The following is a 16,885-nucleotide window of genomic DNA, read 5'->3' as shown; positions in this document are numbered from 1 at the left end:
GCTAGAGCAGGCTCTTACCGGCAAATATCGGTTAATGTCTGCTATGCCCGACGTATTGCTCCGTACTGTCACCGGCCCTGTACGCGCGGCCTCCATCGAGGGCGCCGTGCTTCCCCATGAACACCTGCGCACCGACATGCGCTGGGCGGTCGGCATCGACTCCGACCCGCACCGGTGGCTCGACGAGGAGGCCACCGTCACCGCGGAGCTGCGCGAGCTGCGGCAGTCCGGCGGGCTCTCCCTGGTGGTCGACCTGACGTGCCTGGGCATGGGCCGCGACGCCGGCACCCTGGCCCGGGTCGCGGCGGGCAGCCGGGTGGCCGTGATCGCCTCGACCGGCCTGTTCGCCGAGCCGTACACGACCGTCGGCGACGCCGACGTGGACGCGCTCACCGGCCTGCTCATGGAGGAGATCTCCAGCGGCGTGGACGGCACCGGCGTCTTCCCCGGCGTGATCGGCGAGGTCGGCTGCTGGGGCGCCGAACCCTCCCCCCGAGAGGAACGATTCCTGGTCGCCGCGGCCCGCGCCTCGCTCCGCTCACGCCTGCCGGTCGCCACGCACGGCAGGAACGCCCTGTCGGTGCTGGAGATCCTGCTCGGCCAGAACCTGCCGGGTTCCCGGGTCGCCGTCGGGTACGCGGGCGCCGAGCCGGCCGCCGCCAGGAAGATCGCCGAAGCGGGCGCGTACGTGAGCCTCAGCACTCTCGGGCTCGCCCGGCGGCACGGCCCCGACCAGGCGGCCAGGGTCGCGCTCGGCCTGATCGAGGACGGACTCGCGGACCGCCTCCTCCTCAGCACCGGGCTGAGCCGGGTGGCGCAGACGCGCAAGTACGGCGGTCCCGGCTACGCCCACCTCTTCCACGACCTGCTGCCGCGCCTGCGCGACGCGGGCACCGGCGAGGACACCCTCCGCCTGATCACCCACGACAACCCGCTGCGCTGGCTGACCTCCGGGCTGACTTGACCTCAACCGATGTCAAGGTTGCAGACTGCTGTGCATGGTCTTCACGCAAGCGGAACTCGACTACCTATCCACCCAGCACATCGGCCGCCTGGCCACGGTCGCGCCCGGCGGGCAGGTGCAGAACAACCCGACCGGGTTCTTCGTCGACGCCGCCACCGGCACCATCACCATCGGCGGGCACGCCCTCGGGGCATCGAAAAAGTTCAGGAACATCCAGGCGGGCAGCACGGTCGCGTTCGTCGTGGACGACCTGGCCACGGTGGACCCCTGGGTGCCGCGGGGCATCGAGATCCGCGGCACCGCCGAGGCCCTGACGGACCACGAGCCCCCCGTGGCGTTCTTCTCGAGAGAGATCATCCGGATCACCCCCACCAAGATCATCTCGTGGGGTGTGGACGGGGCACGGAAGAGCCGGACGGTGCGCCCCTAGGCTGATCGTATGGCTTCGGTGTGGGTGGTCAGCGGGCCGCCGGGCGCGGGTAAGTCCTCGGTGGCCGCCGCGCTGCTCGCCCGGCTCGACCCGGTGCCCGCCCTGCTCGACAAGGACACCGTCTACGGCGACTTCGTGGCGCGGGTCCTGCGCAGCCACGGCAGACCCGACGGCGAGCGCGAGGGCCCCTGGTACGACCAGAACATCAAGCGTTTCGAATACGCCGGCCTCACCAGGACCGCCAGGCAGATCCGCGGTCACGGCTGCCCGGTGCTGCTCGACGGCCCGTTCACCACGCAGGTGCACGACGCGGCGCGGTGGGCGGAGTGGGTGGCGGAGCTGGGCGGGCCGCCGGTGCGGCTGCTGTGGGTCCGGTCCGACGGCGCGACGCTGCACGAGCGCCTCACGGCCCGGGGGTTCGTACGCGACGCGGGCAAGCTGGCGGCGTTCGACGGCTACCTGCGCGACATCCGGGTGGACGAGCCGCCCGTCGTGCCCCACCTGGAGATCGACAACCGCCGGGGCGCGCCGCCGATCGCGGAGCAGCTCGCGGCGGCGGGGATACCGGCGGGGTCGCGTTCCGGAGACCACGGGGTCACCCGATGGCGGACGGAGGGAAATCACGAGGCGACCCGATAGTCGTCGTCCCGCGCGTCCATGATCGCCATGTGCCCCGGCAGGTGGCCGATCGCGTACTCGACCCCGCTGGCCATCACCGCCGCCTGGGGCGTCACGCCGCACGCCCAGAACCCGGCGTCTCCCCCGCCCGCACCTCCACGGGGTCGCCGAAGTCAGGGCTGGCCAGGTCGCCGATCCCGATCGCCGCGGGGTCGCCCACGTGCACGGGCGCGCCGTGCACCATCGGATAGCGGCCGCTCACCTCGACGGCGGTCCTCACCCGCTCCTCCGGCACCGGACGCATCGAGACGACCAGCGGCCCCGACAGGCTGCCGACCGCCTCGCAGGCGACGCCGGTGACGTACATCGGCACGTTCGTCCCCAGCTCCAGGTGCCGCACCGGCACCCCGGCGGCCAGCAGCGCCCGTTCGAAGGTGAAGCTGCAGCCGATGAGGAACGGCACCAGGTCGTCGCGCCACTCGGCCACCACGTCGTCGAGGTCGGCGACCGCCGCGCCGTCGCGGTAGATCCGGTAGCCGGGCAGGTCGGTACGCAGGTCCCCGGGGAACAGGCGGGTGGACCAGGCCCCCGGCTCGCCCACGTCGAGGACCGGGCACGCCTGCGGGTTGAGGTGGGCGAACAGCAGCAGGTCGTAGCCCAGCCGCTCGGGCACGGCGATGAGGTTGGCCTGCGTCCAGCCCCGGCACCAGCCCGCGGTCGGCACCCGCTCGCCGGAGCGGAAGCGCTCACGCGCCTGCTCGGGACTCAGGTCGGCGACGTCCACCTCTTGACGTTATGACCCCCGCGCACCCCGGTCCATCACCGCGTCCGCCACGTGATGTTGTGATTTCCGGGGTACCGGGTGGCGGTACGGCCAGATGTGAACCTCCTCGACCACGCGGTTCCCGGCCCTCCGTCGCCGCATCGCGGGCGGCGACGGGGGGCCACCGGTGCGGGCAGGACTCGTCAGTATTCGACCTCGAAGGTGTGCGGGCCCAGCGCGTACCCGTCGCCCCTGGGCACCACGTAACCGTGCTCGATGAGCCTGGTCAGGCTCTCCCGCACGTCGCCCTCGTCCACGCCCGCCGCCCGTACCAGCCAGGCGAGCCCCGCGCCTCCGTGCTCCACCGCCTCGGCGGCCACGGCCTCGTACACGTGAATGTCCATGTCCGACAGGGACTGGACATCATGTCCTTCTGTCATGATCGCTGCCTCGCTCCCTCCCTCAGCCGCATCGGATCGATCTCGCGCTCGGGGTAACGGCGGAGGTACTCGGTCTCCAGCTCGTCGGTCCGCGACGTGTGCGTCGCGAGAGCGTCGTCCGACCCGTGGAAGAACGTCTCACTCCGGGTGGCGTGCAGTTGCCGCAGCTCACGCACCAGATCGTCGTCGCTGAGCTCGCCCGCGTCTATTCCCATCGTCGTCATGGGCTCCCTCTACCCCAGAAGACAAGCAACAATATCTGTCACATTTCCTGACATTTAGGCATTGTTTGTAAGACATCGCCGCCTTACCTTCCCGTTATGGACCTCGAGCTCAGGCACCTCAGGATCGTCCGCGCGGTCGCGGACGCGGGAAGTGTGAGCAAGGCCGCGTCCCTGCTCGGGCTGGCACAACCGGCCCTCACCGCCCAGCTCAAGCGCATCGAGAGGGTGCTCGGCGGCGCCCTGTTCGAGCGCGACCGCCGTGGCGCCCGGCCCACCCGGCTCGGCGAGCTGGTGCTCGCCAGGGCGCGCGTGCTGCTACCCGCAGCCAAGGAACTCCAGGACGAAGCGCTGCGTTTCGCCCAGGCTCCCTCCCCCGGCTTCCGCATCGGCTCCACCAACGGCCCCATCCTCGGCGGCCTGGTCGACCGCCTCGCCGCGGAGCGCACGATCAGCACGTTCACCTCCTGGTCGACGCACGAGCTGACCAGCATGGCCGAGCTCGGCCGCCTCGACTACGTGCTGACCGGCGCCTGCGGCGACTCCGGCACCCCCACCGGCTCGCTGCTGTGGGAGACGATCAGCGTCGACCCCGTCTTCTGCCTGGTGGCCGAGAACCATCCCGCCGCCAAGGAGAAAGAGGTCGAGCTGTACGACCTCGCCGAGGAGCAGTGGGCGGTCACGCCGGGAGACGGCTGCTTCGCCGACTGCTTCGCGATGGCCTGCGCCAGGGCCGGATTCACACCTGGCACGATCTATGAGACGGACGTGCCGACGTGCACGCACCTCGCGCAGGTCGGCCGCGCCGCGGTGTTGTGCCAGGCCACCCACCAGCCCGCCCAGGGCCTGGTCATGGTGCCGCTGGCCGGCGCGCCGCTGCGCTGGCGGCAGCTCCTCGGCCGCCATCCCACCGCCCCCGACGCCGCCTGGGTGGTGGCGCAGGCGAAACAGGCCCACATGGACGCCGTACGCAAGAGCCCGGTCTACAACGACTGGCTTGTACGTAACCCGGGATATGGAACAGCTCCATAACCCCGCGATAGGGGCAAATTAGTACTCCTCCGCTTCTGCGTTCGCCGTTACCTTTACGGCACCCCCAGCAGCAAGGAGACCCCCATGCTCCGAGCCCCCGCGCTGATCGCCGTCGCGATCGGCGCCTTGGTCGTGACCGCGACCCCAGCGTCAGCGGCGAAACCCCCCTCCGGCGTGGTCGACGCCATCCAGCGTGACCTCGGCATCACCAAGGAACAGGCGATCAACCGCCTCGCCAACGAGTCCCGCGGCAACGCCGCAGCGCCCACCCTGCGCAAGAGGCTCGGCGACGACTACGCCGGCATCTGGTACGAAGGGGCCGAAAGCGCCCTCGTCGTCGCCAGCGTCGACCCCTCCGACACCGCAGAAATAACCCGCGCGGGCGCGCGAGCGCGCATCGTGACCCGTACGTTCGCCCAGCTCACCAAGGCCAAGGAGAGCCTCGACCAGGCCGCACCGCCCGCCACCGTGCACAGCTGGGCCGTCTCGCCCCAGGACAACGCGGTCGCCGTCCAGACCAGCGACGAAGCGGCGGCGCGATCATGGATCGCCTCCAGCGGCGTGGACGCGGAAGCCGTGAAGTTCGAACGGTCCGCCGAACGCCCGCGCCCGTTCTACGACATCCGGGGCGGCGACGCCTACTACACCTCGGAAGGCTACCGGTGCTCGATCGGCTTCGCGGCCAGGCGCGGCAGCCAGCTCGGCTTCACCACGGCCGGCCACTGCGGCGGCACCGGCGTCACCACCACCGGATACAACCGGGTCGCGCAGGGAACCTTCCAGATCTCGTCGTTCCCGGGCAACGACTACGCCTGGGTGGCGACGAACTCCAACTGGACCGCGCCCGGCGTGGTCAACGGCTACAGCGCCGGCACCCTCCCCGTACGCGGCTCGACCGTCACCCAGCCCCAAGGCTCCGTGTGCCGCTCCGGCTCCACCACCCAGTGGCACTGCGGCACCGTCACCGCGCTGAACGCCACCGTCAACTACCCGGAGGGCACCGTGTCCGGCCTGACCCGGACGAACGTGTGCGCCGAAGGCGGCGACTCGGGCGGCTCGTTCATCTCCGGCGACCAGGCCCAGGGCATGACCTCCGGCGGCTCCGGCAACTGCAGCGTCGGCGGCACCACATACTTCCAGCCCCTCGGCGAACTCCTCTCCGTGGGCGACCTCACCCTGATCACGTCCGGCGGCGACCCGGACCCGCCGGAGGGCTGCCAGAGCTACGAGGACACCTACACGGGATCGCTGAGCGGGAACCAGAGCGCGTACCAGCCGAACGGCTCCTACTACCAGGCCACGACCTCCGGCACCCACGCCGCCTGCCTGGACGCGCCCGACGGCACGGACTTCGACGTGTACCTGCAGAAGTGGAACGGCTTCTCCTGGACCGTGGTGGCCAGAGGCGACAGCCCGAACGCCGACGAGACCATCACCTACAACGGGACCGCGGGCTACTACCGGTACCGCGTGCACGCCTACAGCGGGTCCGGCGCGTACACGCTGGGCCTGAACCGGCCATGAGCACCACCCCCTGAGGCCCACGGGCCGGCGAGTGCCGAGCACCGACACCCGAGACCCGAGGGCCGGCGAGTGCCGAGCAGCACCCGACATTCGCCGGCCCTCCCCCTCCCCCGGCGCCTGGGCGCGAACGTTCTAGACCAGCTCGAACTCCCACCCCGGCTGCCACGCGAACCGACCGACCAGATCCTCCAGCGACGTGCCGTGCAGCAGGTTCTGCAACGCCCAAAGATTCGCGGTGTGCGCCACCACCAGCACCGTCCGCCCCTGCCACTCCCCCATCATGTCCCGCAGGAACGCCGCCGTCTCGGCGACCACCTGCCGGTAACTCTGCCCGCCGGGCCACGGGGTGTCGACGTGCCTGCTCCGCAACGCCGCGACCTCGCTCACCGGCCGCCCGTTGTAGATCCCGTAGTCGCATTCCCTGAGCCGCCGGTCGAGCCTGATCTCCTTGCCGTCCCCGAAAGCGATCTCCGCCGTCTGCACGGACCGCCGCAGGTCAGACGAGTAGACGACATCGACCCTCCGCCGCCGCGCCCCCAGCTCCACCGCCTGAGCACGCCCAAGCGCCGACAGCTCACCCGGCAACCATCCGGTGGCGATGCCCGTCTCGTTGTCCACGGTGGTGGAGTGGGTCTCGTAGATCAGTCTGACAACCACGCCCAGACGGTAGCGGGCTTACCTGCGTACCCGCTGGGAACGCCCGCCCGGCCCCTCGGTCGCGGTGCTGGAGGGCCCGGCCGAGACCCGAATATGATCGCCGCAGGCTCCACCAACACGTCCGGGCGTGAAATGATGTGTGCGGGGATGTCTCCCGTCCGGCCGGGCGCCACAAGCGGTTCCCATGCTCTAGCCTTAGCTTGCGCGAGGCGGCGGCATGATCCTCTCGACGCCCACCGCACGTCACACAACTGAATCCAGGGGCGGTAGCTCAGCCGGTCAGAGCATCGGACTCATAATCCGTGGGTCGTGGGTTCAAGTCCCACCCGCCCTACTCTCCAAAACCGCGTTCGACCTGGGGTTTCTCGGTTCTCGTCGACCTCCGATGCTCGCTGTTGATCATGGTTGGTTGCTCGGTGGTTGCTCTTGTGTACGGACCGTGTACGCCGGTAGATCATTTAGGCCGCCACCGCCAGTTCAGACCCCAAAGATCACCATCCGAAGATCAAGCCGGAAGGTCTGCCCAGCACCGCTGGTCAACGGTGTCTCATGCCCGGTCAAGCCTTGTCCAAGTCGGCTTGTCTCGCTGGTCAGGCCGCTGGTGACCAGCAGATAAAAGATCCGCTGCTGCTCGTAGCAATCCTCGCGGCCGTTTCCAGTGCTGATTAGAGGTCGATCGCCTGGGCTCCCCGTACGACGGCCGCTCAGGACAAAGGCGAAGGCCCGCCGGAGTATCGGCGGGCCTGCCTGGGTTGGGTGGCTCAGGTAGTGGTCGTGCCGGTGTGGTTCGGCAGGGTGATCAGCCGGGCGGTCTGGGCGCCTGCGGCTGCGGTGTTGACGAGGGCGGCGGTGGATTCGGCGGCGGCGCGGGCCATCTCGGGGTAGACGCTGGTGTAGGTGTCGCGGGTGAAGGTGGAGGAGACGTGGCCGAGGGTCTCCTGCACCACCTTCAGGTCGACCCCGGCGGCCAGCATGAGCGAGGCGGCCCCGTGGCGGAGGTCGTGCAGCCGCACTGGTGGCAGTCCCACCTGGAAGGCCAGTTGGTAGAAGTGGTCACTGACCTGCTGCGGATGCAGCGGCCGGCCGATCTCGTCGATGAAGACGAATCCGCTGTTCGTCCAGGCCTCGCCCGCGGCCAGCCGTTCGGCGGCTTGGCGCTTGCAGTGCGTGCGCAGCGCGGTGACAGTGTCCTCATCCAGGGCGATGGTGCGGTCGCTGGCCTCGGTCTTCGGTCTACCCTGTACCGGTTCCCAGCCCAGCTGGGTGATCTGCCAGTGCACCCCTGCGGTCCCGGCGTTCAGGTCGACGTCCTTCCAGCGCAGCCCGACCGCCTCACCCCGGCGCAGCCCGCGCAGGGCGATCAGCCGATAGAGCGCGAACAGCCGGTGAGTGGCCGCCTTAGCAAGAAACGTGTAGGTGTGCGAGGGCGTCCACACCATCACCGGCGACGGCCGCGTACACGTTGATCATGCTGGCGCGGCTGAGCCGGGCCCCGCGCCGCTGTTGCTCGACATCGAGCCGGTCGTGTAGTTCGCGGTTCCAGTCTGCGACCCGCTCATCGGTCCACACCAGCGCCTTCGGGCGGTCGGCGTCGGGGAGTTCGACCACCGCGGCGGGGTTGAAGTCGATCAGCCGGTCCTGCTTGATCGCGATGTTCAGCGCGTGCCGCAGCGTGGCGCGGATGCGGTGCATGGTGGCCGGGCCGACCGGCCGCCGATACCGGACCGACGCCACCCGGGCCGGGTCTCCGCTACCGCGTTCGGCGGCGATGACGTCATTGAACTCCTCGATCGCATCAAACATGCCCGCCACATCCGACACCCGCAGCCGGTCCAACCGGACGTCGCCCAGATACGGGGTGAAGTACAGCCGGATGTGCGCCTCATACGAGCGGCGGGTAGTGGCATCGATCTTCCGCTTCCGCCGCAGAAACTCCTGCATCCATTCGGCGACCGTGACGGTGGGGTTGAGGTCCTGGCGGGTGCGGACCTTGCGCCGCACCTCCTCCACTGCGGGAAGGGTCTTTGTGTCCTTGAGCATGGACAGCATCAGCTCGGTGATCTTCCGCTGGATGTGCGGGTCTTCATCCAGCGCCAGCAGCGCGCGGGCGTGCTCCAGTTCGGCCCCAAGTGGGCGCTGTTGAAGGGTTGCCGGGCGCCTGTGGCGATCAACTGTTTGTCGCTGCGAACGGCATCGCCTGTCGCGGGATCGACGATACGTACCCCCCACTCGTACTGCTTGCCCCACTCCATCGTGCCCGCAGGCACGCGCCAGGTAGTCTGCCCCAGCCTTCCCCCGGAACTCCAGCACGGTGGCGGGTCGGGGACGGGTTGTCCGGGCCAGGGATCCTCTCGGTCTCTTCCGGCTTTTCACATATGTTGAAGTTGAATCGCAGATCCTTTGACGTTCCCCCACCTAGCTTGGTCGCCCGCACCGTGAGGAGCGGAGTGACGCTGCCCACCAGCGAACCCGCGGCGGGATACAGAGGCGATCTGCGGGCTTCCCGGCGCGACGGCGAGGAGAGTCTCGAGCTCTTCCACGAGGCCGGTGACCGATGGGGGCAACTGCAGGCCACGGCCGTGCTGGGACGGCTGGCGGAAATCGAGGGCGACTACCCGCGGGCCGCCCGACTACACCGGGAGGGGGCGCGGATGGCGGAGGAGCTCGGGCTGTGGACCGACGCCTCGATGCGCTGGTCCGAGCTCGGCAGGATCACTCTGCTGACCGGCGACCACGCCGGGGCCGAGGAATTCCACGAGCGGGCCAGGCTCCTCGCCATTGAGCAGGCAGACCAACCGGCCGAGGAGTACGCCGAGCTCGGGCTCGCCCTGGGGGCGCGCCGGCAGGGCAGGCTCGACCGCGCGGAGTCGTATCTGCGCCGGTGGCTGGAGTGGAACCGGCAGTTCGACGCGGAGTACGGGGCGGCGCTGATCCTGGCCGAGCTCGGCTTCGTCGCGGAGCTGCGCGGGGAGGCGAAGACGGCACTGGAGCTGCATCGGGAAGGGCTGGCCGCGGCCCGGGACACCGGCGATCCGAGGGCGATCGCCCTGGCCTTTGAAGGGCTCGCCGGGGCGTGGGCACTCGCCGGTCACCCCCTGCGGGCCACCCGCCTGCTCGGTGTGGCCTCCGCGGCCCGCGCCTCGGTGGACGCGCCGCTGCCCGCTGCCGAACGCGGTGACGTGGACCGGATCGCCGCGGCGCTACGCGCGGCACTCGGAGAAGCGGGCTTCGAAGCCGAGTTCGAACTGGGCGCCGCCCTGAACCCGGACGACGCGGAACTGCTCGACACGTGACGGGATACGCCGGGACGCGCGCCCGGTCGGCACATGGACGGCTGGACGTGAGCACGCAGCGCTCCGGGCTGACCCGTGGTGATCAGAGACGTCGGGCTCTCTTCGATGTCCAGCCTCACTGACTCGGCTCGCGCACGTTCAGCTCGAAATCCACCGTGATGCGCGGCCCGCGTCCACCGGGCTTGCCAGCGATCTGCTCGTGGAGCATCGCGACGGCATCGGAAGCCGGCGCCTCCACGTCAGCGGAGACCGAGGTCAGCGAGGGCGTCGCGAAGCGTGCCCTCGCGACATCGTCGAAGCCCACCACCGCGACCTCCTCCGGCGCCCGCATCCCGCGGGAGCGCGTCCAGCCGGCGCGGCGAAGGCGCCATCGGCCGGGTCAGGACCGCGGTGATCTGCTCACCCCAGCCGTGATCAGGCGGTCGAGGCGGGGCGCGCGGCCTGGTAGATGGTGGTGAGCCAGGTATGGAGCAGTGTCTCCACGACGTCGGATGCCGGCACCGCGGGCTCGTCGCCGGTCAAGGTCGCATAGAACACCGAGTCGTTCATGGCGTTCAGCGCGATGGCGAGATCGCGGGCGCGCGGTCCGGGCGGCGCGGTGCCGCGGGCACGCTCGGCCTCAATGGCCAACGTGGTCCTGGTGATCCATATCTCCTTCATGTCGGACCGCCAGCGACGGACCTCCGCGCTGGTGCGCCCGGCCTCGACGGCGGCGGCCAGCACCGAGCGGTGCGCGCCGTAGGTCGTGTGGGTGGCGACGAGGCACTCACGCCAGTAGCGCACCGGGTCTTCGCGGAGCCGTTCGAACTCTCCTGTCACGGCCTCGCTGATCTCTTCGGTCACACGGTCGAGCAGAGTGAGCAGCACCGCGTCCTTGGATCGGAAATAGAAGTAGAAGGTGGGGCGCGAGATCCCAGCGCCGCGCGCCAGGTCGTCGATCGAGATTTCGCTCAGCGCCCGCTCCTGAAGCAGCTTCGCCGCGGTGGCGAGGATGTCCAGCTCCCGATCGTCGCCTGTGGGCCGGGAAGCACGGCGGCCACGGCTCGAACGTGGTGTCGCAGTGCCGTCGTGGGTCATGCAATCCAGCCTATAGGGCCGGCCGCACCGAATCAACGCAGTGTCGACTTACTCAACACATTGTTGATTATGTCGACATTGTGTCGATATAGTCGAGGTTGCACCTGGGCCATGGCGGCTGGAGGACGAAGGGACAGCCATGACACTCGAACACCTCGACATCCTGATCGTGGGGGCGGGTCTGTCCGGTATTGGCGCTGCCTGTCATCTGCGCCGGAAATGCGCGGGCAAGACGTACGCCGTCCTGGAAGCCCGCGGAGCGATCGGCGGCACGTGGGACCTGTTCCGTTACCCCGGTGTCCGCTCCGACTCCGATATGTTCACCCTGGGCTACCGGTTCAACCCCTGGCCAGAGGCCAGGTCGATCGCCGAGGGCAGGTCGATCCGCGAGTACGTGCGGCGCACCGCGCGAGAGCATGGCGTCGCCGACCGGATCCGGTTCTACCACCGCGTCATCAGTACGGAATGGTCCACCGCCGATGCACGCTGGACCGTTCGGGCAAAGCGCCTCGACACCGGCGAGACCATGCAGCTCACCTGCGGTTTCCTTTTCGTCAACACCGGCTACTACCGCTACGACCAGGGCTTCACCCCCGAGTTCCCGGGCGCCGGCCGCTTCAGGGGGCCCATCGTGCATCCCCAGCACTGGCCGCGGGATCTCGACTACGCCGGCAAGCGCGTCGTGGTCATCGGCAGCGGCGCCACGGCGGTGACTCTCGTTCCGGCGATGGCGCAGGCGGCCGAGCACGTCACGATGGTGCAGCGCTCACCGAGCTATGTCCTGTCACTGCCATCCACCGACCCCGTCGCTGACGTGCTGCCTGCGAGAATTGCCTATCCGATCCTACGGTGGAAGAACATCCTGCTGGGCCTGCTGTTCTACCAGTTGAGCCGGCGCCGGCCAGCATGGGTGAAGCGCTTCCTGCGCAACGGCGTGCACCGTCGATTACCGCTGGACCACGACGTCGACGTCCATTTCAAGCCGCGCTACGACCCCTGGGACCAGCGGCCGTGCATCGTGCCGGACTCTGATCTGTTCCATGCCTTACGCGACGGAAGAGCGTCGATCGTGACCGATGGGATCGACACGTTCACCGAGGACGGGATCCGGCTCGCGTCCGGAAGGGAACTGGCGGCCGACGTCATCGTCACCGCCACCGGTCTGAATCTGATGGCCGTCGGCGGGATGGCATTGAGCGTCGACGGCGCAACTATCGCGATCGGAAGGACGACGGCCTACAAGGGCATGATGCTCTCCGGTGTGCCGAACTTCGCGTTCACCATCGGCTACACGAACGCGTCCTGGACGCTGAAGGCGGACCTGGTTTCCGCTTATGTCTGCCGGCTGATCAATCACATGGAACGACGGGGCTACCGGTTCTGCGTGCCGACCGGACCCGCGCCGTCGGCCGACCCGCTCATCGACCTCAAGTCCGGATATGTCATGCGCAGTATCGAGGCGTTTCCCCAACAGGGGGCGTCGGCACCATGGCGGCTGCATCAGAACTACCTGCGAGACGCCCTGCTGATGCGCCACGGCCGCTTGGAAGACGGGACCATGCGATTCGCCCGGTCGGCGCTCGCCACTCCGGAGAGCCCTGCGCAAGCACACCGTGACGCCGCGACAGAACAGGAGAACAAGAAATGACCTTGCAGATTCCCGCGGTCGTGAACGACGGCGACGGTGGCAGCAGGCTGACCACCGTAGCGCTCGAACAACAAGAAACCGACCTGGGACCCGGCGTGGCTCCCATGTTGTCCACGACCCCATCCGAGGTGGTGTCGATACAGTTCATCGACCTTTTCGCCGGCATCACCATCCCCGCGCACCCGGCGCCGGCCCGCCAATTCGTTGTCGTGCTCCGCGGGAGCATCGAGGCCGAGGACACCACCGGGGAAACCCGGCGGCTCGGGCCAGGAGACGTCGCCTTCGCCGCGGACATCAAGGGAGGCCACATCACCCGCATCGTCGAGCACCCGGCACGTCTGATGTTCGTCGTGCTGCCCGACGGCGCACCCGGCCCGCTCGACACGCGTCACCGATAACGCCGTCAAGGTAGACCGACAGACTTCCGCCAATCCACGCCAACTGGGTGAGACATCCGCTCCACGCACGCCACCAGATGAGACAGGGAGTACGCGTGATCGGGCAGTCACGCCAACTAGGTGAGACGGAACGGCGAATCACGCCAGGTGGTGGGACCGGTCACCAAAATTGCAGTAGCCAAGTACATCCGGCTGAAGGCGGAAAACGAGGGCGGCGAACTCATCGTGGAGCCGTCCGAGGACGCCCTCTACGACGTGATCATTAAGCTCACGCTGCCCGACAACACCTTCGTCATCGTCGAACCAGACGAAGACGACCCCACCTGGTTCGCCTCAGTCGCCCGCCTCGACGATGGCACCTACGAGGTCGAATACCGCGACCCCCTTCGCCGGTATCACCGCCTTGACACCGCGACCGACCCGAGCCGTATCGCTAGGGATGTCACCATCTGGACCGCTCAGGCATCTCGAGCACACGCAGCCCTAACCCGAGACTCCTCACCCGACTTCTGAAGCAGGCCCCCGCATCCCTGTCCTGATGGTCGGAGCTCGCGCACGCCACGCGAAGCCCTCACAAGGGCATGACGGCGGATGCAATTTTCGGCAGGCGCAACGCCATCATCAGGCAATGTCGTTGTACGCGGCCATCGACTACGCCGCCCGAATCGCTACTGCCCAGCTCGGCGCCCAGGCCAAGCCCTAGGTCTAGAGACGTCTACCACCGTCACCACGGCAGCTGCGCAGACGTTCACCTACACCGTTGGTTGAGTCTTCGCGCGAGGACGCCGAAGTGGAGGCCCCATCTCACGCGTGCGCGTGTGCGGGGCGAGCGGGGCCGAACCCGGCGAAGTCGGGGTGGGCGAAGTCCGTCTCCTTCATCCGGCCCGCCTTCTCCTGCCACCGGATGAAGAGCCGGGAGATCACCGGCAGCCTGCCCGCGCGCACCATCACTTTGCGCCGCGTCAGTTCCGCGAGGGTGACGGGGACGAACAGGCTGCGCATCTGTAGCCCGTTGCCTTGGAGGTCGTCGATGGGGGAGCGCAGGTGCCGCTCCCATCGCGCCAGGGCCTTGGTCACGCTGTGGGGGTGGCGGGCCAGCATGGTGCCCAGCAGGTCGGCTCCGGCCAGCCCGGTCGAGGCGCCCATTCCCGCATACAGCGTCACGCACCAGGCCGCGTCGCCGACGAGCACCACCCGGCCGCGATGCCAGCGGGGCATGTGCACCTGCTCGACGGAGTCGAACAGCACATGCTCGGCCGACTCCAGCGCGTCCAGCGCCGCGCCCAGGGACCGGCCGGTCGGTTCGGGGCCGAACACCTCGCGCACTCGCTCGGCCATTGGCCTGGTGAACTCGGCGGCCACGTCGTCGGTGTAGTAGCTCAGCAGCACGGTCGGCGGACGGTCCTTGAACGGGAAGATCCACATCGACCGCCGGTGCTCCATCAGGATGACGCAGTCGCCCTGATGGTGGCCGGGCAGTGCGCCTGGCAGCTGGTAGGCCACCGCCATGCAGTTCATCGGGCGCAGGTGGTGCTCGTCGGGCCCGAACACCAGCCGTCGCACCGTCGAGCGCAGGCCGTCCGCGCCGACGACCAGGTCGAAGCGCTCGGTGACCTCGGTCCCGGCGGTGGTGGCCAGCGTGACGTTCACACCGTCGGTGTCCTGCTCGATCCGGGTCGGCATGGTGGCGTAACGGATCTCGACGTCGGACGGCAGTGCCGCGAAGGCTGCCTCCTCCACGTCCCCGCGGGTCATCATCCACGGCTGGCCGGGGAAGTCTTTGAAGCTCAGCCCGGGCCTGCGCCTGCCCGCTCGGTCGATGTCGTAGCTGTCGCCGTCCGGATCGCGGTCTGTCAGCCTGTCCAGGATGCCCAGGCGTCCGGCGGCGGCCCGTCCTGCGCCGAACAGTGCGATGAAGTATCCGCCGGAGCGCCGGGCGGTGGCCCGCTCGACGATGACCGGTGTCCAGCCGATCTGCCGCAATCGCAGGGCGGTCGCGATCCCGCTGATGCCCAGCCCGACCACCAGAGCCCGGCGGCTGCTGTCCGTTGCGTCCATGGTGAACTCCCTTGCCGGTTCGCTGTCACTCCCACGACGAAGCGGCCCGGCACGCCGGGACGGCGGCGAGTGTGATCTGAGTCTCCCCCGCCTCCGCGCCGCGCAGGCGGGACTGGAAAATGGCGGAGAATGTCCCTTGCGGGGTTGCTCGTTCGTCGGGAAGGTGAGAGCCACTGGCTGGAGGTTGCGATGCAGTACGCCCTGATGATCTACGCCGAGCCCGGTTACCTGGAGGCCCTGCCCGAGGCCGAGCGAGAGACGACGTACGCGGAGTATTTCGCGCTGGCCGATGAGGCGCGCTATGTCGGCGCCATGCAGTTGCAGCCCGCGGAGACAGCCACGTGTGTGCGGGTGAGCGGTGGCCGGATGCTGATGACCGACGGTCCGTTCGCCGACACCAAAGAGGTGCTGGGCGGATTCTGTCTGGTTGAGGCGGACAACCTGGACGAGGCGCTCGAGATGGCGGCGCGCATCCCGGCCGCCAGGCTCGGCGGAACGGTGGAGGTCAGGCCGGTGATGCGGCTCTGAGCGTGCTGGAGGAGGTGTTCCGCGACGAGTGGGGCCGGGTACTGGCCTCGCTGGTCGGGTTCCTCGGTGACTTCGATCGGGCCGAGGAGGCCACGCAGGAGGCGTTCGCCATCGCGGCGCAGCGCTGGCCGACGACCGGCGTGCCGGACAAGCCGGTCGCGTGGCTGGTGACGACGGCTCGCAACCGGGCGATCGACCGGTTCCGCAGGGAGCGCGCCCTGGCCGACAAGCTCCATCTGCTGCCGGTGCCGGAGGCCATCGTGGATGAGTTCGACGACACACTGATCAAGGACGAACGGCTCGAGCTGATCTTCACCTGCTGCCACCCGGCGCTGCCGCTGGAGGGGCAGGTGGCGCTCACGCTGCGGACTCTCGGAGGACTGGCGACCGGCGAGATCGCCCGCGCGTTCCTGGTCCCCGAGGAGACCATGAAGCGGCGCCTGACCCGCGCCAAGGCGAAGATCAAGGCGACCGGAATCCCGTTCGCGGTCCCGGAAGCGCGCCTGCTGCCCGAACGCATCGACGCGGTGCTCGCCGTCATTTACCTGATCTACAACGAGGGCTACCGCGGCCGGGTCGACCTGGAAGCCGAAGCCATCCGCCTGGGGAGGGTGCTGGCCGCGCTGATGCCGGAGGAGGCGGAGGTGCACGGGGTGCTGGCGCTGATGATGATCCACCACGCCCGGCGGCGGGCCCGGTTCTCCGGCGAGGACCTCGTGCTGCTCGACGACCAGGACCGTTCACTGTGGGACGTGAGCCAGATCGCGGCCGGCCGGGCGGTGCTGGATCGGGCGATGGCGTTGGGCGGGCGCGGCGCGTATGTCGTCCAGGCCGCGATCGCGTCGTTGCAGGCCCGCGAGCGGATCGACTGGCCGCAGGTCGCCGAGCTGTACCAGCGGCTGGCCGGCCTCACCGGCTCGCCGGTGGTCGAGCTCAACCGCGCGGTGGCGGTCGCCCAGGCCGGCGACCCCGGCGCGGCGCTGCGCGCCGTGGACCGCCTCGACCTGGACGGTTACCTCTACTTCCACTCCACCCGCGGCGAGCTGCTGCGCCGCCTCGGCCGCGACGCCGAGGCCAGGGCGGCCTACCGCCGCGCCCTCGACCTGGCCACCTCGACGCCCGAGCGGCGGTTCCTGACCCACCGGCTCGAACAGCTCTGAATTCCCCGGGTCCAGGGGTGTCCCCCGGGAGGCCGCCCGTTCGTCGCCTGGATATGAGCGACAACTTTTCCGGC

18 protein-coding genes, 1 tRNA gene and 2 pseudogenes are annotated in these 16,885 nt (G+C 69.2%); 12 read left to right on the top strand and 9 right to left on the bottom strand.

Going from position 1 to position 16,885, the window contains the following annotated elements; all coding sequences use genetic code 11:
* Nucleotides 1-43: 43 nt before the first annotated feature.
* From ABGB01_RS26170 to ABGB01_RS26160, 3 genes are read left to right on the top strand one after another with little or no spacing between them, the layout of a single operon-like run.
* Nucleotides 44-964 carry an aryldialkylphosphatase gene (locus ABGB01_RS26170; RefSeq protein ID WP_347776187.1) on the top strand — a complete coding sequence of 307 codons (921 nt, stop codon included), beginning with the start codon at nucleotides 44-46 and terminating at the stop codon, nucleotides 962-964.
* A 34-nt stretch (nucleotides 965-998) separates the two neighbouring features.
* Nucleotides 999-1,394: a PPOX class F420-dependent oxidoreductase gene (locus tag ABGB01_RS26165; RefSeq protein ID WP_347776186.1), complete on the top strand. Its 396-nt coding sequence runs from the start codon at nucleotides 999-1,001 to the stop codon at nucleotides 1,392-1,394.
* 9 nt (nucleotides 1,395-1,403) lie between these two features.
* Complete coding sequence (locus ABGB01_RS26160) at nucleotides 1,404-2,033, top strand: AAA family ATPase (protein WP_347776185.1); 630 nt, start codon at nucleotides 1,404-1,406, stop codon at nucleotides 2,031-2,033.
* Here ABGB01_RS26160 and ABGB01_RS26155 read toward each other — a convergent pair.
* The 3 genes and pseudogenes from ABGB01_RS26155 to ABGB01_RS26145 form a co-directional block, all read right to left on the bottom strand.
* Nucleotides 2,015-2,796 (bottom strand): annotated as a pseudogene (locus ABGB01_RS26155) (putative hydro-lyase). The gene ABGB01_RS26160 and the pseudogene ABGB01_RS26155 sit on opposite strands and share 19 nt — an antisense overlap.
* A gap of 182 nt (nucleotides 2,797-2,978) precedes the next feature.
* Nucleotides 2,979-3,179: a hypothetical protein gene (locus tag ABGB01_RS26150; protein WP_347776184.1), complete on the bottom strand. Its 201-nt coding sequence runs from the start codon at nucleotides 3,177-3,179 to the stop codon at nucleotides 2,979-2,981.
* Nucleotides 3,180-3,211: 32 nt separating this feature from the next.
* Nucleotides 3,212-3,439, bottom strand: coding sequence for a DUF6158 family protein (locus ABGB01_RS26145; RefSeq protein ID WP_347776183.1), 228 nt, complete (start codon nucleotides 3,437-3,439; stop codon nucleotides 3,212-3,214).
* 96 nt (nucleotides 3,440-3,535) lie between these two features.
* On the opposite strand from ABGB01_RS26145, the gene ABGB01_RS26140 reads away from it, so the two are divergent.
* Together ABGB01_RS26140 and ABGB01_RS26135 are read left to right on the top strand one after the other, a co-directional pair.
* Nucleotides 3,536-4,468: a LysR family transcriptional regulator gene (locus ABGB01_RS26140; protein ID WP_347776182.1), complete on the top strand. Its 933-nt coding sequence runs from the start codon at nucleotides 3,536-3,538 to the stop codon at nucleotides 4,466-4,468.
* A gap of 84 nt (nucleotides 4,469-4,552) precedes the next feature.
* Nucleotides 4,553-5,992 (top strand): S1 family peptidase, encoded by a 1,440-nt coding sequence (locus tag ABGB01_RS26135; protein ID WP_347776181.1) that lies wholly within the window; start codon nucleotides 4,553-4,555, stop codon nucleotides 5,990-5,992.
* A gap of 132 nt (nucleotides 5,993-6,124) precedes the next feature.
* Here ABGB01_RS26135 and ABGB01_RS26130 read toward each other — a convergent pair whose 3' ends face one another.
* Nucleotides 6,125-6,649, bottom strand: a complete 525-nt coding sequence (locus tag ABGB01_RS26130) for a histidine phosphatase family protein (protein WP_347776180.1) — start codon at nucleotides 6,647-6,649, stop codon at nucleotides 6,125-6,127.
* Nucleotides 6,650-6,909: 260 nt separating this feature from the next.
* Between ABGB01_RS26130 and ABGB01_RS26125 the strand changes: the two genes are divergently transcribed.
* Nucleotides 6,910-6,983: transfer RNA gene (locus ABGB01_RS26125), tRNA-Ile, on the top strand.
* 427 nt (nucleotides 6,984-7,410) lie between these two features.
* Here the strand turns inward: ABGB01_RS26125 and ABGB01_RS26120 are convergent.
* Both ABGB01_RS26120 and ABGB01_RS26115 read right to left on the bottom strand, forming a co-directional pair.
* Nucleotides 7,411-8,088, bottom strand: coding sequence for a site-specific integrase (locus ABGB01_RS26120; protein WP_347776179.1), 678 nt, complete (start codon nucleotides 8,086-8,088; stop codon nucleotides 7,411-7,413).
* Nucleotides 8,048-8,878 carry a hypothetical protein gene (locus ABGB01_RS26115; protein WP_347776178.1) on the bottom strand — a complete coding sequence of 277 codons (831 nt, stop codon included), beginning with the start codon at nucleotides 8,876-8,878 and terminating at the stop codon, nucleotides 8,048-8,050. The genes ABGB01_RS26120 and ABGB01_RS26115 overlap by 41 nt, the downstream gene beginning before the upstream one ends.
* A 218-nt stretch (nucleotides 8,879-9,096) precedes the next feature.
* Between ABGB01_RS26115 and ABGB01_RS26110 the strand changes: the two genes are divergently transcribed.
* Nucleotides 9,097-9,942 (top strand): hypothetical protein, encoded by an 846-nt coding sequence (locus tag ABGB01_RS26110; RefSeq protein WP_347776177.1) that lies wholly within the window; start codon nucleotides 9,097-9,099, stop codon nucleotides 9,940-9,942.
* 115 nt (nucleotides 9,943-10,057) lie between these two features.
* Here ABGB01_RS26110 and ABGB01_RS26105 read toward each other — a convergent pair.
* Nucleotides 10,058-10,279: pseudogene (locus tag ABGB01_RS26105) on the bottom strand (substrate-binding domain-containing protein); the annotation flags it as partial.
* Between the two features lie 77 nt (nucleotides 10,280-10,356).
* Complete coding sequence (locus ABGB01_RS26100) at nucleotides 10,357-11,019, bottom strand: TetR/AcrR family transcriptional regulator (protein WP_347776176.1); 663 nt, start codon at nucleotides 11,017-11,019, stop codon at nucleotides 10,357-10,359.
* Nucleotides 11,020-11,158: 139 nt separating this feature from the next.
* Here ABGB01_RS26100 and ABGB01_RS26095 point away from each other — a divergent pair, with 139 nt between their 5' ends.
* The 3 genes from ABGB01_RS26095 (at nucleotide 11,159) to ABGB01_RS26085 (ending at nucleotide 13,578) form a co-directional block, all read left to right on the top strand.
* Nucleotides 11,159-12,667 (top strand): NAD(P)/FAD-dependent oxidoreductase, encoded by a 1,509-nt coding sequence (locus tag ABGB01_RS26095; RefSeq protein WP_347776175.1) that lies wholly within the window; start codon nucleotides 11,159-11,161, stop codon nucleotides 12,665-12,667.
* Nucleotides 12,664-13,065, top strand: a complete 402-nt coding sequence (locus ABGB01_RS26090; protein ID WP_347776174.1) for a hypothetical protein — start codon at nucleotides 12,664-12,666, stop codon at nucleotides 13,063-13,065. The genes ABGB01_RS26095 and ABGB01_RS26090 overlap by 4 nt, the downstream gene beginning before the upstream one ends.
* Before the next feature lie 147 nt (nucleotides 13,066-13,212).
* Entirely contained in the window at nucleotides 13,213-13,578 is a 366-nt protein-coding gene (locus ABGB01_RS26085) for a hypothetical protein (protein ID WP_347776173.1), read from the top strand.
* Between the two features lie 291 nt (nucleotides 13,579-13,869).
* Here the strand turns inward: ABGB01_RS26085 and ABGB01_RS26080 are convergent, their stop codons facing one another.
* Nucleotides 13,870-15,123 carry an FAD-dependent monooxygenase gene (locus ABGB01_RS26080; RefSeq protein ID WP_347776172.1) on the bottom strand — a complete coding sequence of 418 codons (1,254 nt, stop codon included), beginning with the start codon at nucleotides 15,121-15,123 and terminating at the stop codon, nucleotides 13,870-13,872.
* A 189-nt stretch (nucleotides 15,124-15,312) separates the two neighbouring features.
* Between ABGB01_RS26080 and ABGB01_RS26075 the strand changes: the two genes are divergently transcribed.
* Together ABGB01_RS26075 and ABGB01_RS26070 are read left to right on the top strand one after the other, a co-directional pair.
* Nucleotides 15,313-15,651 (top strand): YciI family protein, encoded by a 339-nt coding sequence (locus ABGB01_RS26075; RefSeq protein WP_347776171.1) that lies wholly within the window; start codon nucleotides 15,313-15,315, stop codon nucleotides 15,649-15,651.
* A gap of 2 nt (nucleotides 15,652-15,653) precedes the next feature.
* A complete protein-coding gene (locus tag ABGB01_RS26070) occupies nucleotides 15,654-16,811 on the top strand; it encodes a sigma-70 family RNA polymerase sigma factor (protein WP_347776170.1) in 1,158 nt (385 codons plus the stop codon).
* Nucleotides 16,812-16,885: the final 74 nt, after the last annotated feature.

The sequence above is a fragment of the Nonomuraea sp. B5E05 genome (assembly GCF_039880665.1).
In the GTDB taxonomy this organism is placed as follows: domain Bacteria; phylum Actinomycetota; class Actinomycetes; order Streptosporangiales; family Streptosporangiaceae; genus Nonomuraea.
The sequence above is the reverse complement of the archived record's forward strand: the minus strand, read 5'-3'. Positions and strand labels throughout refer to the sequence as shown.

Excerpts from the sequence above, each read along its gene's own strand:
- ABGB01_RS26150 (WP_347776184.1), bottom strand. The coding sequence starts at position 3,179 with ATGGACATTCACGTGTACGAGGCCGTGGCCGCCGAGGCGGTGGAGCAC.
- ABGB01_RS26165 (WP_347776186.1), top strand. The coding sequence starts at position 999 with ATGGTCTTCACGCAAGCGGAACTCGACTACCTATCCACCCAGCACATC.
- ABGB01_RS26090 (WP_347776174.1), top strand. The coding sequence starts at position 12,664 with ATGACCTTGCAGATTCCCGCGGTCGTGAACGACGGCGACGGTGGCAGC.
- ABGB01_RS26170 (WP_347776187.1), top strand. The coding sequence starts at position 44 with ATGCCCGACGTATTGCTCCGTACTGTCACCGGCCCTGTACGCGCGGCC.
- ABGB01_RS26140 (WP_347776182.1), top strand. The coding sequence starts at position 3,536 with ATGGACCTCGAGCTCAGGCACCTCAGGATCGTCCGCGCGGTCGCGGAC.
- ABGB01_RS26095 (WP_347776175.1), top strand. The coding sequence starts at position 11,159 with ATGACACTCGAACACCTCGACATCCTGATCGTGGGGGCGGGTCTGTCC.
- ABGB01_RS26160 (WP_347776185.1), top strand. The coding sequence starts at position 1,404 with ATGGCTTCGGTGTGGGTGGTCAGCGGGCCGCCGGGCGCGGGTAAGTCC.
- ABGB01_RS26145 (WP_347776183.1), bottom strand. The coding sequence starts at position 3,439 with ATGACGACGATGGGAATAGACGCGGGCGAGCTCAGCGACGACGATCTG.
- ABGB01_RS26120 (WP_347776179.1), bottom strand. The coding sequence starts at position 8,088 with ATGGTGTGGACGCCCTCGCACACCTACACGTTTCTTGCTAAGGCGGCC.
- ABGB01_RS26075 (WP_347776171.1), top strand. The coding sequence starts at position 15,313 with ATGCAGTACGCCCTGATGATCTACGCCGAGCCCGGTTACCTGGAGGCC.
- ABGB01_RS26135 (WP_347776181.1), top strand. The coding sequence starts at position 4,553 with ATGCTCCGAGCCCCCGCGCTGATCGCCGTCGCGATCGGCGCCTTGGTC.
- ABGB01_RS26080 (WP_347776172.1), bottom strand. The coding sequence starts at position 15,123 with ATGGACGCAACGGACAGCAGCCGCCGGGCTCTGGTGGTCGGGCTGGGC.
- ABGB01_RS26100 (WP_347776176.1), bottom strand. The coding sequence starts at position 11,019 with ATGACCCACGACGGCACTGCGACACCACGTTCGAGCCGTGGCCGCCGT.